This window comes from Gordonia sp. CPCC 205333 (assembly GCF_048537885.1).
Taxonomy (GTDB): Bacteria; Actinomycetota; Actinomycetes; order Mycobacteriales; family Mycobacteriaceae; genus Gordonia.
The window spans coordinates 396,804-413,137 of record NZ_JBCLVI010000001.1 but is presented as its reverse complement, the minus strand read 5'-3'; the positions used below and the strand labels follow the sequence as shown (position 1 = coordinate 413,137).

General features: G+C 63.0%; 16 protein-coding genes. 7 read left to right on the top strand and 9 right to left on the bottom strand.

Annotated features, from left to right (window positions below; all coding sequences use genetic code 11):
* Window positions 1–41 precede the first annotated feature (41 nt).
* Window positions 42–1,502 (top strand): DHA2 family efflux MFS transporter permease subunit, encoded by a 1,461-nt coding sequence (locus tag AAFP29_RS01930; RefSeq protein WP_419215614.1) that lies wholly within the window; start codon window positions 42–44, stop codon window positions 1,500–1,502.
* Here AAFP29_RS01930 and AAFP29_RS01925 read toward each other — a convergent pair.
* Window positions 1,399–2,502 carry an amidohydrolase family protein gene (locus AAFP29_RS01925; RefSeq protein WP_419215613.1) on the bottom strand — a complete coding sequence of 368 codons (1,104 nt, stop codon included), beginning with the start codon at window positions 2,500–2,502 and terminating at the stop codon, window positions 1,399–1,401. The genes AAFP29_RS01930 and AAFP29_RS01925 overlap by 104 nt on opposite strands.
* A gap of 131 nt (window positions 2,503–2,633) precedes the next feature.
* Between AAFP29_RS01925 and AAFP29_RS01920 the strand changes: the two genes are divergently transcribed.
* Window positions 2,634–3,785: an FAD-binding oxidoreductase gene (locus AAFP29_RS01920; protein ID WP_419215612.1), complete on the top strand. Its 1,152-nt coding sequence runs from the start codon at window positions 2,634–2,636 to the stop codon at window positions 3,783–3,785.
* A 2-nt stretch (window positions 3,786–3,787) separates the two neighbouring features.
* Here the strand turns inward: AAFP29_RS01920 and AAFP29_RS01915 are convergent, their stop codons facing one another.
* Both AAFP29_RS01915 and AAFP29_RS01910 read right to left on the bottom strand, forming a co-directional pair.
* Window positions 3,788–4,843: a hypothetical protein gene (locus AAFP29_RS01915; RefSeq protein ID WP_419215611.1), complete on the bottom strand. Its 1,056-nt coding sequence runs from the start codon at window positions 4,841–4,843 to the stop codon at window positions 3,788–3,790.
* Window positions 4,844–4,875: 32 nt separating this feature from the next.
* Window positions 4,876–5,604: a TetR/AcrR family transcriptional regulator gene (locus AAFP29_RS01910; protein WP_419215610.1), complete on the bottom strand. Its 729-nt coding sequence runs from the start codon at window positions 5,602–5,604 to the stop codon at window positions 4,876–4,878.
* A gap of 241 nt (window positions 5,605–5,845) precedes the next feature.
* Between AAFP29_RS01910 and AAFP29_RS01905 the strand changes: the two genes are divergently transcribed.
* Complete coding sequence (locus AAFP29_RS01905) at window positions 5,846–6,391, top strand: hypothetical protein (protein ID WP_419215609.1); 546 nt, start codon at window positions 5,846–5,848, stop codon at window positions 6,389–6,391.
* Window positions 6,392–6,429: 38 nt separating this feature from the next.
* On the opposite strand, the gene AAFP29_RS01900 is transcribed toward AAFP29_RS01905, so the two are convergent.
* The 4 genes from AAFP29_RS01900 to dnaK are packed head-to-tail and all read right to left on the bottom strand — an operon-like array spanning window position 6,430 to window position 10,504.
* Window positions 6,430–6,819, bottom strand: a complete 390-nt coding sequence (locus tag AAFP29_RS01900; protein WP_419215608.1) for a heat shock protein transcriptional repressor HspR — start codon at window positions 6,817–6,819, stop codon at window positions 6,430–6,432.
* Between the two features lie 3 nt (window positions 6,820–6,822).
* On the bottom strand, window positions 6,823–8,016 hold the full coding sequence (gene dnaJ / locus AAFP29_RS01895) for a molecular chaperone DnaJ (protein WP_419215607.1): 1,194 nt from the start codon (window positions 8,014–8,016) through the stop codon (window positions 6,823–6,825).
* A gap of 47 nt (window positions 8,017–8,063) precedes the next feature.
* Entirely contained in the window at window positions 8,064–8,660 is a 597-nt protein-coding gene (gene grpE, locus AAFP29_RS01890) for a nucleotide exchange factor GrpE (RefSeq protein ID WP_419215606.1), read from the bottom strand.
* On the bottom strand, window positions 8,657–10,504 hold the full coding sequence (gene dnaK / locus AAFP29_RS01885) for a molecular chaperone DnaK (RefSeq protein WP_419215605.1): 1,848 nt from the start codon (window positions 10,502–10,504) through the stop codon (window positions 8,657–8,659). Before dnaK ends, grpE begins: the two co-directional genes overlap by 4 nt.
* A 419-nt stretch (window positions 10,505–10,923) precedes the next feature.
* On the opposite strand from dnaK, the gene AAFP29_RS01880 reads away from it, so the two are divergent.
* Genes AAFP29_RS01880 through AAFP29_RS01870 form a run of 3 tightly spaced genes read left to right on the top strand, consistent with a single transcriptional unit; the run spans window position 10,924 to window position 12,182 of the window.
* Complete coding sequence (locus tag AAFP29_RS01880; protein ID WP_419215604.1) at window positions 10,924–11,238, top strand: EthD family reductase; 315 nt, start codon at window positions 10,924–10,926, stop codon at window positions 11,236–11,238.
* 51 nt (window positions 11,239–11,289) lie between these two features.
* Window positions 11,290–11,649, top strand: coding sequence for an ArsR/SmtB family transcription factor (locus tag AAFP29_RS01875; protein ID WP_419215603.1), 360 nt, complete (start codon window positions 11,290–11,292; stop codon window positions 11,647–11,649).
* Window positions 11,646–12,182 (top strand): SRPBCC family protein, encoded by a 537-nt coding sequence (locus tag AAFP29_RS01870; RefSeq protein ID WP_419215602.1) that lies wholly within the window; start codon window positions 11,646–11,648, stop codon window positions 12,180–12,182. Before AAFP29_RS01875 ends, AAFP29_RS01870 begins: the two co-directional genes overlap by 4 nt.
* Here AAFP29_RS01870 and AAFP29_RS01865 read toward each other — a convergent pair.
* Entirely contained in the window at window positions 12,179–13,195 is a 1,017-nt protein-coding gene (locus AAFP29_RS01865) for an SDR family oxidoreductase (RefSeq protein ID WP_419215601.1), read from the bottom strand. The genes AAFP29_RS01870 and AAFP29_RS01865 overlap by 4 nt on opposite strands.
* A gap of 50 nt (window positions 13,196–13,245) precedes the next feature.
* On the opposite strand from AAFP29_RS01865, the gene AAFP29_RS01860 reads away from it, so the two are divergent.
* Window positions 13,246–13,803: a TetR/AcrR family transcriptional regulator gene (locus AAFP29_RS01860; RefSeq protein ID WP_419215600.1), complete on the top strand. Its 558-nt coding sequence runs from the start codon at window positions 13,246–13,248 to the stop codon at window positions 13,801–13,803.
* A gap of 67 nt (window positions 13,804–13,870) precedes the next feature.
* Here the strand turns inward: AAFP29_RS01860 and lon are convergent, their stop codons facing one another.
* Window positions 13,871–16,216, bottom strand: coding sequence for an endopeptidase La (gene lon, locus AAFP29_RS01855; protein ID WP_419215599.1), 2,346 nt, complete (start codon window positions 16,214–16,216; stop codon window positions 13,871–13,873).
* Window positions 16,217–16,334: the final 118 nt, after the last annotated feature.

Sequence of the window (16,334 nt, the reverse complement as noted above, 5' to 3'; positions counted from 1 at the left end):
CGCTTGACTTCAAGTGAACTTTAACTTGAATGATCGTTCCCATGACCACCACCGCACGCAAAATGGCATTCGTCGTCGCCCTCGGGTCACTCATGGTGATGTTCGACGTCACGGTGACCGCCATTGCCATCCCAACCCTGACAACCACATTCGGCACAACGTTGAGCACGGTTCAGTGGGTGATGACCGGCTATACGCTCGCGCTGGTCGCGGTAATGCCCACCTCTGCCTGGCTAGTCGGCCGGTTCGGCGATAAGCGCACCTACTTGACCGCGCTGGTGTTCTTCGTCGGGGGATCGGTGCTCGCCGGATTGGCGTGGAATATCGGCAGTCTCATCGCATTCCGCGCGGTGCAGGGCTTCGGCGGCGGTCTGCTCGCACCGGTTGGCATGACCATCGTCATCCGCTCGGTCGAGATAGCCAACCGTGGCAAAGTGATGGCAATCCTCGGCTTACCGCTCTTCGTCGGCCCTGTCCTGGGACCAACACTTGGTGGCGTCATCGTCGATTCGGTCGGCTGGCGGGCGCTATTCCTGATCAACCTGCCGATCGGGCTGGTCGCCATCCTGTGCGCCGCGCGACTGTTTCCCAGCGGACAAACCGCCGAGGTCACCGTCATCGATTGGCGGGGCCTTCTAACCCTGCCACCTGGCGCGGTTCTCGTCGTCGCCGGAGTTTCTCGCCTCGGCGAAACCGGTGATATCACCGACCCGATCGGGCTGGCCGCAGCCGCCGGCGGCATCGCCCTGATCCTCAGATTTGTTCAACGCGCACAACGTATCTCAACTCCACTGCTGAATACCCGACTGTTGCGCCGTCGGCCGATGTGGTCCGCTTTGGCGACGCTGGCTCCGTTCACCGCGGCATACTTCGGATCGATGATCGCTTTGCCGATTTACGTACAACAGGTGCGCGGCGACACCGCGACGGTTGCTGGCACGTTGACCATCGCGCAGGCCCTCGTCTCAGCCATCACCCTGCAGATCGCAACCCGACTCGTCGATCGCATCGATCCGCGCCGTATCGCCCTGCTGGGGATAACGGCAGCACTCGCCGGGTACGTCGCCGTTGCCCTGTGCATCGCCACCGACGCACCGTATCCCGTTCTGGCGACGGTGAGCGTGTTGATCGGCCTCGGCGCCGGAGCAACGATGATGCCGCTGATGACGGCTTCCACCCGGAAGCTTCCCGACGCCGACGTGCCGTCGGGCTCGACGCTTCTCAATACCAACAGTCAGCTCTTCTCAGCGGTGGGCGCAGCAGCGCTCGCGACGACACTGTCGATCACCACGACCGGCGGCGCATCGACCGGCCAATGGGTCGCGCTGGCCTATTTGGTGCCGATATCGCTGGTGAGCATCGCGCTCGTCGTCGCGGTCAGCACATTGCCTCGCGAACCTAGGGCGAATCGATCTGATAAATGCGGCGCGCATTGTCCCGAAAAACCCTGCGCAACAGAGCATCTCCATGTGGAGCAAGTATCTCGGCCAGCCCGGCGATGATATTCGCCAGTGACGCGTTTGGCTTGTCGATCGGAAAGTTGCTACCGAATATGAGCCGCTCGGCACCAAAATGCAGTAGAAGATGGTCGACGATCGGAGTGATCATCTCCTGCAATGTCGCCTGACTGCCGATATTCCCCGACGGCATTCGGCCGTAGCCGAGGAGGGGAAAAGCCAACCCGGACAACTTCATCACCACGTTGCGATTCTGTGCCAGTGTCGCGGTCCGCTCCCGCCACAGTCGCAGCACATCCGCCCGCGCGGCGGCGGTCACTCCAGTTCGAGAGCCGACTGGACCGAACACGCCGACCGGGACCCCAAGATGATCAACCACGATCGGCGTGTCCGGAAATTCTCGGGCAAGACTGACCACGTCGTAGAGCTGATGCGAATACACGAAGGTCTCAAATACCAAGTCCCGCTCCGCGATCCGCTGAAAACCGTCGAGGAAGTCCGGTGAGATCAGCACAGCGTCGGCGTCGATCCAATCACGCACCTTGGGGTCGGAATGTCGCGCGCCCATCAGCCGCACTCCGCGCAGTTGCGGAACGGCAGCGCCGATCAGATCCAGTTGTGCGGTGACGTTGTGGTGTCGCGGGTCCACGTGAGCGACAAAGGCTCCCAGTTTTGGCGCACCGTCGCGACCAAAAGGCAATTGCGCGACATAGCGCGCTTCGTCAACGCCACTGTGATCGCCTGCGCGCCAATGGGATTCCACGAACACCACCGACTCCACCGGCACTCCGACAGCTTGCCGCACCGAATGCGCATCGTGTTCGTATTGTGTCGGCTCATACGTGCGAGCGACGTTGCGCGGGGTGAGCGCGAACTCTCGATCGGCTTGCGGCACCGCCGCGGCGAAGACCAGATCACCCACCGCACTCGGCATGAACCGATAGGCGCGGGACAGGCGGTTTGCGGCCCACGGGGTGCGCGCCGGATTCCAGAAATGGGCATGTGCGTCGACCACTCCCGACACAACCCCCTCCAACACCTGCATTGTTTGAGCGTGCCACATCTGCCATCGGACCGCCTCATATCGGTCATTACGCGGCTTTGGACGTGGCTCGGCAAGGCAGACTAAAGTCGAGACGGCATGCACGCCACGAACTGGAAGGAGGGCTTTTGGAAATGTCGAATCCTGAAGGCAATCCCATTGAATATCTACGCCAGCGCATTGCTGATGACCCCGCGACTTTCACGCGCCACTTCTTCGCCCGCCTCTTCGCGATACGTCCAGATCTCCGGGAGCTCTACCCGGCGTCGATGACACATCAGCGCGCGTCCTTCCACAAGATGATCAATCACATTCTCGCGGTGGTGCCACAGCCCGCCGGGCACGCCGACCTGATTGAGGTCCTCGGCCAGCTCGGCCGCGATCACCGCAAGTTCGACGTCCTGCCCGAGTACTACCCGCTCGCGGCCAAAGTCGTCGTCGATGAATTCGCGGACATCCTGGGCGAAGCCTGGACCCCCGACACCGCAGCATCGATCACCGAAGCAGTGAACCTGGCGACCGGCGTGATGCGCGGCGCGGCCGAATACGTCGACGGCCCCGCGGTGTGGACCGCGCGCGTCGAGGAGAAATTCCGGGTGTCTCGGGGCGTCGCGGTGATCCGGCTGCTCGCCGATTCCCCGCTGCCACACAAATCCGGCCAGTACCTCGAGGTTCAGATTCCCCAGTGGCGACGCGTCTGGCGCAACTTCTCGCCTGCCATCCCGCCGAATGCACAGGGCGAGTTAGAGTTTCATATCCGCAGCGTCGAAGGTGGCACGGTGAGTAAGTCCATCATTCTGGAGACCCGCGTCGGCGACGTCTGGGCGCTCGCCCAGGCGCACGGCACATTGCAGGTGGAGTACAACGGCCCCGAGGTATTGATGATCGCCGGTGGCACTGGCCTCGCGCCGTTGCGCGCCATCCTGACCGATATGTCGCGACGGGTCGACGCGCCGCGAACTACCCTCTACTACGGCACTAGATATCCCGGCGAACTATACGAACTCGGGGTGCTGCGCCGAATGGTCGCTACCAATCCGTGGCTGCGCGTCGTCGTTGCGTCGGAGGAGAAAGACGACCCGTGGTGGCTGAATGCTTCTGCGCTGCCACAAGATTCGACGATCGAGCACCGGTACGGCACAGCCGTCGAGGTCGCCCTCGCCGACGGTCGATGGACCGAACATCAGGTCTTGGTCGCCGGGTCGCCGGATATGGTCCAGAACACCCGCCGACAATTGCTGATCGCCGGCGTTCGCGCCAGTTCCATCCAGCACGACCCGGTCTAACGTCAGGGCACGCTCGGAGCCGCCGGTGCGGTCTCAGTGACCGTCTCCGTCTCGGTGACCGTCTCGGCCTCCCCCTGAACAGTCCGGGTGACTGTGGTGCGCGGTGGCGTGACGGTCCGCGTGCGAACCGTTGTATCCCCTTGTTGCACTTCGGTTGTCGTGACCGTTCGAGCTGGCGGCGTATCGGTCACCGTCTCGGTGGTCACCGACAGCGTCGGCCCCTCCACAACGCGCTGAGCGGTGCCGGTTCCAAACAGAACCGCGATTCCTGCGATCGCCGCAACAAAGAAGGCGCCCGCGACCGCGGCGATGATCATCACCCAGCGTCGACGGTTGGCGCGCTCGTAATCGTCTGGCGCAGTGGAGGTTTGCGCGGGCAACTGAGTGGAAACCACCGCCGCCCCCGACGCGATGGAGTACAGCGGCTGACTGGCGATCTGGACAGGACGCTGCATCGCGTACTCGAACGCGGGCGCGACACCCGGCAGCGCCGCTCCCGGACCGGTGAAGATGACCGAGGTAACCGCCTCGGCGCCAGGGAGCGATGCGACGGCGTCAGCGACAGTGTTGGCTCCGACCGGGTCGATCACGGCGGACGGCTGATCCGCCTTATGCGCGGCGTCGAAATCAGACTGGGCGGTGATCGCGCCAGTAGCGGTATCGACGGTCACGATCGACAGGCCGGGCGCAGGGGCGCTGTTCTCGTCGAGATTGACGATGGCGACCGTCCCCGCGCGATGCGATTCGGCGACGGCGACTTGCGCCAGAGCCGGCGCGACGTCAGTCACCGTCACCAGGTCGTACCAGCCCGGACGACCGGGACTCAGGACGAATCGCTGGGACAGGGTCTCCATCAGGTGTGGATCAGCACAAGCCAGACCGATCGACTCGACCTCGTAAGGGACCGACTCCACCAGATCATTGATGGCGGCCTCAACCGCCGACGGTGACTCGACGTCGAGTTCTACCAGATTGCTGGCGAGGAGCGCGCCGTCCGCGTCGTGCACAACAGACGCGATCTGTCGATCGACGACTGCAATACCCAACACGTGGCCCATGCCCACCTCCGGCTGTCCAGGTTATCAGTGCGCTATTGGTCGGCTTTCGAGTGCGCGACCATCGGATGCCGGAATCCCATACCGCGCATCACGGTAGTGACATGAGCCTCGAAAAGGGTGGCCGTATCAGCCACCAGCGGACTCAGGCTGCCGAACACTTCACCCGAAATGAAACCCAGAATCGATGCCCACGCATTGAGCACGATGCCGGTGACAGCAGTCTCCGGTATGGATTCACCGGCGAGATACGTCAGCAAAGGACCCGCGGTAAGCGGGGGAACGTCAGTGGTCGCGGGGTCGGCGTCGCCAGTCTCCACCGCGTTGAGATAGGCCGAACTGACGATCAGCAAGATGCGCCGACCGACTGTCTCGGTAGCTTGTGGGTCCATTGAGTAGCCGGGAATCGGGGTTCCGGCAATAAGAGTGAATGCGGCCGGTTGGTCCAACGCCCACTGACGGACTGCATGGCATAGCGCTCGCCACTGCGCGACAGGCCCTGGCGCGGTTGCGATAGCTTCCTGCAGCGCGTCGGCCTGCGCATCGTAGGCATCCACACATAACGCGGTAATCAGCGCTGCCTGACCGTCGAAATAGTGGAACAGGGCACCGGGCGAGATCTTCATGTCGCGCGCGATTCCTCGTAGCGATAGACCACCAGCCCCCTTGATTTCCAGCTGGTTCCACGCATGCTCTTTGATCTCGGCGATCGTGTCGGCTCGGCGCCCGTCGCGTCTACTCGGAACTTGTTCATCGGCCGTCATCGGTTGCCGCCCCTCCTTGAAAGTGGCTGCTTAACCTTACCTGTCCGCGCGAATACAGCCGACTGAGTCACGACGTGGCAGACCTCATAGACCGTCCCCCTTTTGCTGGTTTTTGAACAGTGTTCTAATTATGAACAGCGATCAACTTGGAACTGCGGTATCAGCCCGGGATGCATGACCGAATCCCGAGCGCCCAGGTCGGACGCGTTCGCACCGCAAACAACCTCAGGAGGACTCAGTCATGTCAGATCGTGATATTTCAACGGAAGCTTCAGGCGAGACAACTGGCGCCATAACACTCGACCAGCTGTCGCAGCTCAACTATGCGGCGCTCGACGCCCTATTCCGCAGCTCTTCGGCGCCGGCCTCGCTGGCAGCCCTGGGCAATGAGGCCGCCGGCAGAGCTCTCGCTGTTCGCGGCGCGGATCGTGGCCGAATCGCACGCGCGATTCGTGCGGTCGCGGGGAGCAGATTCTCGCCTTGGGTGGGGAAGTCACTTACCTGGGACGCCGACGGGAAGACCGGGAGCGGAACAAATCGCGTCCAATTCGGGCGACAGTGGTTTCCATACAACCTTCGCTTTGAGCGATCGATCATCGATCAACGCGAAAGCATTATTTTCGACTACGACCACTCCGGCAATTCGGCATTGGGGCGCAAACTGTACAACGAGCTGCGCGAAGTCTCACCAGGAGTATTCCTCGGACCGGTGACCTGGCGGAAGCGAGATGGCAGTCGTCGGCAGCTCGCATGGTTCGCCGTCAAGGCGCCCGGCGATTCACGATGAGCACCCCGGTCAATACCTGATGCGAACCGCAGCTCGTGCTAGCCGCGACGCTTGCCGGTGCGCGGTTGCCACACCACCAGCGCATTGGTGCGTGGCACAGGGACCAGATCGCCCCGGGGGCGGCTGCGCGCGGTGTCGAGCGCATCGGCCAACTCAGCGACCTGGATGCGCAGTCGCTCGACTTCATGACTGAGGTCGATAATGCGTTTGATCCCCGCCAGGTTGACACCTTCATCCTGCGAGAGTCGCTGGATCTCGCGGAGGAGCTCGACGTCGCGCGAGGAGTAGCGACGGCCACCTCCGCTCGTACGCTGCGGAGTGACCAACCCTAGCCGGTCATAGGTCCGCAGCGTCTGAGCGTGCATGCCCGCGAGCTCGGCGGCCACCGAAATCAGAAAGGTGGCCGCCTCGTGGGATTGCGAGTCCATCTATCACGCACCCCATCCCGCTCGTGGATCAAAGCCGGAGGCCTTCTCGGCCTCGGCATACTTCTTCATTGCTTCGACTGCTTCGTCATCGAGTTTAGGCGGCACGGCCACTTTGACGGTGACCAATAGGTCGCCCGCTCCACCAGACCTCTTCGGCACGCCCCGACCACGCACCCGCAGGGTACGACCGTCGGATGTGTTGGCCGGAATCTTCACCCCGACCGTCCCGTCGAGTGTCGGAACTGAGATCGTCGCGCCCAACACCATCTCTGAAATAGTCAGCGGCAGCTGAACTTTCAGGTCATTGCCGGTACGAGTGAAGATCTTGTCCGGCCGCACGTGCACGACCACATAGAGGTCACCCGACGGTGCGCCACGCATACCGGCCTCGCCCTGACCGGCCAGGCGGATACGCTGACCGTCCTCGACGCCTGCGGGTACGCGCACATTGATGGTGCGGGTACGAACCAGCACACCGCTGCCTGAGCAGTCATCACACGGATCGTCGATCCGCGATCCGGTGCCCTGGCAGTCCTGGCACGGCTCACTGAACCCGAAGGCCCCTTGGTTGCGACTGACGAATCCGGAGCCGTTACAGGTAGGGCATACCCGTGGACTGGTACCCGGTTTCGCGCCACTGCCATGACATTTCGTACACGGCGACGGACTTGTCAGCGCAAGACTGACCGTGGTGCCCAACGCGGCGTCGCGGAACGAGAGAGTGGTTTCGCTCTCCAGGTCGTTACCGCGACGCGGCCTGCTCGTCGACGTCGACGGACGCGAACCGCGCCCGCCGCCACCGCCGAAGAGGTCACCGAACAGATCGCCGAGGCCACCACCGGCGTCGCCTGCCCCGGCATTGCCGAATAGGTCGCCGATATTGAAATCGCCACCGCCGCCGGAGGTGTACGTGGTACCACCGCCGCCGAATCCGCTCCCTCCGCGGAATCGGCCGCCAGCAAATGCCGCGCGCGTCTCGTCGTACTCTTTGCGCTTTTCCGGATCGGACAGCACGCTGTGTGCTTCGGATACGCGTTTGAAACGATCCTCTGCCGCGCTGTCATTCGGGTTGGCATCGGGATGCAATTCGCGCGCCAGTTTGCGATAGGACTTGCGGATCTCATCGGACGAAGCGTCAGAAGCGACGCCCAGGTCCTTGTAGAAGTCTTTCTCCAGCCATTCACGCTGTGGTGCCATCAGACGTCACCTCCTTCACTTTCTTGTTGTCACATACTCTTGTTGGATCAATCACCTTGCCCGGCACCGGTTTCCGGAGCGGGGTCGGTGACGGTGACCATCGCGGTACGAATCACCTTGTCGCCCAGTCGGTATCCGTTACGGTAGACCGCACCGATCACCGGGTTAGCCCCGTCTCCGTCATGCTGCACCGCCTCGTGCAGATCGGCGTCGAACGGTTCACCCGGCGCACCGAAGGACGAGAGCCCTTGCCCAGTAAGCGTTTGCACGAGCTTATCCGCCACGCCGCGCAGTGGGGACCCTTCTTGGAGATCACCGTGGGCCCGGGCCCGATCGAGATCATCGAGTACCGGGAGCAGCTTCTCCAGCAAGACCTGCTTGCCGAACGCCGCCGCACTTTCCTTCTCCTTCGCCGCACGGCGTCGGAAATTGGCGAAATCCGCCTGGAGCCGCTGCAGATCCGCGGTCAGTTCGACGACCGGGTCGGCTTGGTCCTCGGGAGCGGGCCCCGCCGTCGATACATCAGCATCGACGGCCAGAGCCTCCGCCAGCGGATCGGCCGGCACGCTGACGGTCTCGTCAGGTGTCGTCGGATCTACCGATTGGGTCGACTCGTTCGCTGTGCTCCCGGCCTCGGAGGTCACTTGTTGTCTCCGGGCTCGTCGACCACCTCGGCGTCGACGACATCGTCGGCGCCATCTGCTGTTCCCGCGTCGGCTGCGCCATCCGCATTGGCCTCAGCCTGGCTGGCGGCGTAGATCTCCTGGCCGAGGGCCTGGGACTCCGTTGACAACTTCTCGATGGCGGTCTTGATGGCAGCGGTGTCGGTGCCCTTCAGCGCTTCCTTTGCGTCGGCAACAGCAGCTTCGACCTTGCCCTTGACCTCTGCCGAGACCTTGTCCTCGTTGTCGGCGAGGAACTTTTCGGTCTGGTGCACCAGCGACTCGGCCTGGTTGCGGGTCTCGGCCTCTTCGCGACGCGTGCGGTCTTCCTCAGCGTGCGCTTCGGCGTCCTTGATCATCCGGTCGATCTCGTCCTTGCTCAGGCCCGAACCATCCTGGATGCGGATGCTGTTCTCCTTGCCGGTGCCCTTGTCCTTCGCGGTGACATGCACGATGCCGTTGGCGTCGATGTCGAAGGTCACCTCGATCTGCGGAACACCTTGCGGCGCAGGCGCAATGCCACCGAGTTCGAAGGAACCGAGCAGCTTGTTATGCGACGCGATCTCACGCTCACCCTGGAACACCTGGATCTGCACGGACGGCTGATTGTCGTCGGCGGTGGTGTAGGTCTCCGACCGCTTGGTCGGGATGGTGGTGTTGCGCTCGATCAGCTTGTGCATCACGCCGCCCTTGGTCTCGATGCCAAGGGAAAGTGGAGTGACGTCGAGCAGGAGCACGTCCTTGACCTCGCCGCGCAACACGCCAGCCTGCAATGCGGCGCCGACGGCCACGACCTCGTCCGGGTTGACGCCCTTGTTGGGCTCCTGTCCACCGGTCAGTTCCTTCACCAATTCGGTGACTGCCGGCATACGGGTCGAGCCACCGACGAGCACGACGTGGTCGATGTCGCCGACCGCGATACCCGCATCCTTGATGACAGCCTGGAACGGTGCGCGAGTGCGCTCGAGTAGATCAGAGGTGATCTTCTGGAATTCGCTGCGCGAGAGCTGCTCGTCGAGGAACAGCGGGTTCTTGTCGGCGTCGACGGTGATGTACGGCAGGTTGATCGACGTCGACTGCGATGCCGACAGCTCGATCTTGGCCTTCTCGGCCGCCTCACGCAGACGCTGCATGGCCATCTTGTCCTTGGTCAGGTCGATGCCGTTCTGCGCCTTGAACTTATCGGCGAGCCAGTCGACGACCCGCTGGTCCCAGTCGTCGCCACCGAGTTCGTTGTCACCCGAGGTGGCCCGAACCTCGACGACGCCGTCGCCGATTTCCAGGAGCGAAACGTCGAAGGTACCGCCACCGAGGTCGAAGACCAGAATGGTCTGTTCCTTCTCACCCTTGTCCAGGCCGTAGGCCAGGGCTGCGGCAGTTGGCTCGTTCACGATGCGCAGGACGTTGAGGCCGGCAATCTGGCCAGCTTCCTTGGTGGCCTGACGCTGCGAGTCGTTGAAGTAGGCAGGCACGGTGATGACCGCATCGCTGACATCCTCGCCCAGGTAGGACTCGGCGTCGCGCTTCAGCTTCATCAGCGTGCGGGCGCTGATCTCCTGGGGGGTGTACTTCTTATCGTCGATCTCCACGGTCCATTCGCCGTCGCCCATGTGGCGCTTGACGGACCGGATGGTGCGGTCGACGTTGGTGACCGCCTGGTTCTTGGCGGGCTGTCCGACGAGGACTTCGCCGTTACGAGCGAAGGCGACGACGGATGGGGTGGTGCGGGAGCCTTCAGCGTTCGCTACGACGACGGCCTCGCCGCCTTCGAGAACGGAGACCACCGAGTTGGTGGTGCCGAGGTCGATTCCGACAGCACGTGACATGTGTTTCCTCCTTGTTGTGGCCGACCGACAAGCGGCGGCCAGGTGTGTCTGTAGGTCTTTGGTACGACTGAAACCTCAGTGCAACGGACTCAAGTTCTATCGGACGGTTTGTCTGTCGTCAAGCTTACTTGAGTGCCCCACGCTCAGGTCTCTCGATAGGTGTAACTAGCGGGCGTCGGGGATTGTTCCCAGTCTCCGGAAAAAGTTGAGCCGACTTCACTCAGGTCCGCCCGGCCCCTTTGGGAAAATCGTCCGATAATTGTGCCAGCAAGGGCATATTGCCCTTGCTCGGCCAACCATTTCCCGATTTTCACCGACAAAACCGGCCGCGACCGACGTCGGGCTGCCGTAACGTGACACGCGGTGCCATAACGACCCCCATCCCGAAAGTCTCACTCCCCCATCGACATTGGAGAGATATGTACCGCCTGACCGTGCTCTACAACCAGCCGACCGACCCCGCCGCGTTCGACGACTACTACCACAACACCCACATCCCGCTCGCCCGCGACATCCCCGGCCTGCGCGGAGTGTCCATATCGAAAAGTGAGTCGCTAGACGGATCGGAGCCGCATATCTACCTCATCACGACGTTGGATTTCGACTCTAAGGAAGCACTTGGCGCCGGTCTGGGCTCGGAAGCGGGCAAGGCGACGGCAGCCGATGTCGCCAACTTCGCCACCGGCGGAGTGACGATGCTCGGCGCCGAGGTCATCATCGAAAATTTCGCCTGATACCCAGTCCCCCACTTGACTATTGGTAACTTATCAGTTACCAATAGTGACATGGATGCGTTCGAAGCTCTGGCAGATCCGGTTCGCCGCGATTTGTTGCGGCGACTCGCGGCCAGCCCCGCGAGGGTCGTTGACCTCGCGGCGGAGTATCCGATTAGCCGACCGGCGATCAGCAAACATCTTCGGCTGCTCACCGAAGCCGACCTGGTCATCGCAACCGCGCGGGGCCGCGAGCGACACTACGAACTCGCCCGCGATGGCATGGCTCCGGTTCACGAGTATCTCGACGGCCTCCGCGTCAGCGGACCGCCGATTCCCGAGCACTTGCTCGACGGTCTCGATCTCGAAGTGCGACGCACCACGAGGGAACGTCGCACCGAACGCACCGACCATCAGGAGGACACCGCATGAGCAAGCCAACCCCCACCGGCCACCGACGGGATCACGCCGACGGCACCTACTGCGAATGGAAGCGCACTTTCGCGGCGGCGATCGACGATGTCTGGTCCGCCGTCACCGAACCTGAACGACTGGCCCGCTGGATCGGGACGTGGACCGGCGATCCCGCCGACGGCCACGTGAAATTCCAGATGCTCTTCGAGGGTGACGACATCCCGTCTGAGCATTTCCGTATCGATGAATGCGAGCGGCCACACCGGCTGAGAATCACGACGTCGATGCCGTACGACGGCGAGAACCCCGAACATTGGCTACTCCGCCTGCACCTTGAAGAACATGAGGGCATCACCACATTGACGTTCGCACAGAACGTCCCCGACCTAAAGATGGCCGAGGGCGTCGGCCCCGGCTGGGATTACTACCTCGATCGGATGGTCGCGGCCGAGCGCGGCGACGATGTGAAAGCCATTGTGTTCGAAGACTATTCGCCCGCGATGACCCGGTACTACGTTGCCGAGTTCACCGATACCGGCGCTGAGTCTTAGCCCACCAGGCCCAGATCGGAAAGGCTCCGCGCTGAGTCGAGCATCGTGTCCTCCCACGGACGCGGCGACCAGCCAAGGACGCGCCGCGCCTTATCTCCGGTAGCTTCACGACGCTGACCCAACAGTGGTACCAGGTCTCCCACTTCGGTGTTGAACCTTCCCACGATGCGAACGAGCCAGTTCGGCAGGCGTCGGTGCGGGACATTCGCGGCGAGCGGACCGAGCCGGTCGCGGAACAGAGCCGCGATATCCACCATCGACACTGGCCCCCGCGACCACGCGATAAACCGCTCCCCGGCCGCCTCTGGCGCCTCCATCGCCCGGATATGTAAGTCGGCGACGTCGCGGACATCGACGATGCCCATCCATAGATCTGGGATACCGGGCATCCCACCGAGCAACTGGCGGATCAGCCCCAGCGACGACGTCGCGTCCGAACTCAAGGCTGGTCCGAAGATGCCCGCGGGATTCACGACCGCCAATTCCAGTTCGCCGCCCTGTGCCGAGTGCCAGTCCCAGGCGGCTCGCTCGGCCAGCGCCTTCGACTTCACGTAGGCACTCATCGGACCGACGCCGACGACGGTCCAATCCGACTCGTCGAATACCGAATCCCGTTGCGGGTGGCCGTAATACACCGCGCCACAGCTCGATGTGTAGACCACGCGACGCACGCCGCCATCGCGGGCCGCTGTCAATACCCGCAGCGTTCCATCCACAGCCGGCCGGATGACGGCATCCTCGTCGCGGGTGGCAACCAAGGGCGATGCGACGTGCAGTACGGCGTCACAGTCGGCCACCGCCTCGGACCAGCCGTCGTCGGAGAGAAGGTCGGCGACGACGATTTCCAAGCCGGCCGCGTTGACGCCAGCACGGCTGACAGCGGCCCGCACGGCATCGCTTTTCGACGCGCTGCGCGCGGTGGTGCGCACGCGGTAACCCTTCTCGACGAGCTGGGCGATGCACCACTGGGCCAGATAGCCGGTGCCACCGGTCACCAACACGCGGTCAGACATTAACGCCTCCATTTCATTAGCCATACGGCTAATGAGTTACGATACCAGCGATGCAAACTTCACGCAGCAAGCAGGCCGAACGCACCAGGCAGGCGATACTCGACACCGCTCGACGACTGTTTGCCGAGCGCGGTTTCGATGCGACGTCACTCCAGGTGATCGCCGACGACATGGGTGTACGCAAGGCGAATGTGTACTACTACTTCAAGACCAAGGGTGCGATTCTGACCGCATTGCTGACGTCGGTCACCGCGCCGATGGCCGCGCTGATCGACTCGTTGGCCGCGATCGAGGATCCAGGCCAGCGGAAACGCTTGCTCGCCAAGGGGTTCGCGTCGCAGACCGTGCGGTCATATCGCGAGTCCGGAAGTATGAACCTCGGCGACCCCGGGCTATTCCGAGAACCGGAAGCAGCAGCCGTACTCGAAGACCTTGGGAACCGAGCGTTACGAATATTGTTCGGCGACAATCCAACTCCCGATCAGCGCGCCGCATTCTGGCTCGTTTTCGACCTTGCGCCGGCACTGCGACGGCTCGATGACCTGTCCGACGAACAGTTGCGAGATACCGTCGAAGGTTTGTTGCTGCGGGTAGTCGGCGAGGCGTAGGGACAACAGCAGGCCCGACCGATTCCGGTCGGGCCTGCTGTCGGGCCGGGGCTGCCGACCCAAATCACTATGCCGCTGTTGCCTTTTCGTCGGCGACCGCCGCCTCCAAAGCTTGCGCCACGATCTCCGCGACGTCGGTCATTGGCTTAACCTCCAGTCGGTCAAGGACTTCGGCGGGTACGTCGTCGAGGTCGGGTTCATTCCGTTGTGGGATGAAGACCGTCTTCAGCCCATTACGCTGCGCGGCAAGCAGTTTCTGTTTGACGCCACCGATCGGCAGGACCCGCCCGTTCAGCGTGACCTCACCGGTCATACCGACCTCGGAGCGGACTCGACGTCCGGTCAACATCGACACTAGCGCGGTCACCATCGTCACGCCCGCCGATGGCCCATCCTTGGGAACGGCGCCGGCCGGGAAGTGGATATGCACCGTCCCGTTGAGCGCCGCCGGGTCGATGCCGAAGTCGGCGGCATGAGCCTGCACATAACTCAACGCGATCTGCGCTGATTCCTTCATGACGTCGCCGAGCTGGCCGGTGAGTTTCAGCTGCGGGCCTTGGCCCTTCTCATCAGCGCCCGCAGCCTTCAGCACCTCGATGAACAGGACGTCGCCGCCCATTCCGGTGACCGCCAAACCCGTTGCGACACCGGGCACTTCGGTCCGCTCGGCGGACTCCGGGGTGAACCGCGGCCGGCCGAGGTAGTCGGTCAGCGAGTCGACGTCGACGGTGATCGGCTCATCGGTCTCTGCCTGCTTTACCGCCACCTTGCGCAGCGCTTTGGCGAGCAGCCGCTCGAACTGGCGCACACCCGGTTCGCGCGTGTAATTGGCCGCAACCTCGCGTAGAGCGTCGTCGGTGATCGTCACTTCGTCGGCGGTTAACGCCGTCCGCTCCAGTTGACGCGGGACCAGATAGTCGCGCGCGATTGCCACCTTGTCATCCTCGGTGTAGCCGTCGATGGTCACCAGTTCCATTCGGTCCAGCAACGCGGACGGAATGTTCTCGACGACGTTGGCCGTCGCGAGGAATACGACGTCGGATAGGTCCAGGTCAATGTCGAGGTAGTGGTCGCGGAAGGTGTGGTTCTGCGCCGGGTCCAGCACCTCAAGCAACGCCGCTGCGGGATCGCCGCGGTAGTCGGAGCCAACCTTGTCAATTTCATCAAGCAGCACAACAGGATTCATCGAACCCGCTTCGCCGATCGCGCGGACTATACGTCCCGGCAATGCGCCGACATAGGTGCGTCGGTGACCGCGGATCTCGGCCTCGTCGCGGACGCCACCGAGGGCGACACGAACGAACTTTCGGCCGAGAGCACGCGCTACGGACTCACCCAAGGACGTCTTGCCAACTCCGGGAGGGCCAGCGAGCACCATGACGGCACCCGAACCACGCCCGCCGACAACGGACATTCCACGCTCGGAACGTCGGGCACGTACTGCCAGGTATTCGACGATGCGATCTTTCACGTCGTCGAGGCCGTGGTGGTCGGCGTCGAGAATTTCACGAGCGCCCTTGATGTCGGCGGAATCCTCGGAGGTCACCGACCACGGCAGGTCAAGGACGGTGTCGAGCCACGTGCGGATCCAGCCCGTTTCAGGTGACTGATCGCTGGCGCGTTCCAGTTTGCCGACCTCACGGAGTGCTGCTTTGCGTACCTCGTCTGGCAGGTCGGCGGCTTCGACGCGGCCGCGATAGTCGTCGGCGCCGTCGGGCTCGTCTTCGCCGAGTTCCTTGCGAATGGCGTTGAGCTGCTGGCGAAGCAGGAATTCCTTCTGTTGCTTCTCCATACCGTCGCGCACATCGTTGGCGATCTTCTCGCTGACCTCAGTCTCGGCCAGGTGCTCGTTGGTCTGCTCGATGAGTTGGCGCAGTCGGGTGTCGACGTCGGGGGTCTCCAGCAGGTCACGCTTCTGCTCGTCGGACATCCAGGTCGCATAGCCGGCGGTGTCGGCCAGGGCCGACGGGTCAGTCAACCGGTTGACGACGTCGATGGCCTGCCACGCCTCGCGACGCTGAAGCATCGCCAGGACGACCTTTTTGTACTCAGACGCGAGTTCGCGGGTCTCGTCGGTGACGGTCGATTCGTCGACCGCCTCCACCTCGACCCACAGCGCGGCGCCCGGCCCGGTGGTTCCAGTGCCGATATGGGCGCGCTGCTCGCCCTTGACCACTGCGACGTATTCGTCTTGGCCGGGCATGCGTCCCACCTGCACGATCGAGGCGATGACCCCGTAGGTCGGGTAGCGGTCGTCGAGACGCGGGGCAATCAGCAACTTTCCGTTCTCGCTGGCCCGAGCGACGTCGACGGCTGCCTGTGCGGTGTCGTCAAGCGGCACCGGCACGACCATTCCGGGAAGAACGACCAGGTCAGGGACGAAGAGGACGGGAACTGAAAATATGTCAGACATCAAACCTCCAAAGTTAAGTCTGATGGACTCAACCTAGGTGGCTGGATATTTGTTCCCGAGGATATTTCGCCAGGGGCGAACGGGACGGGGTGGGATTTCGCCGTTGAGACGAGAGACC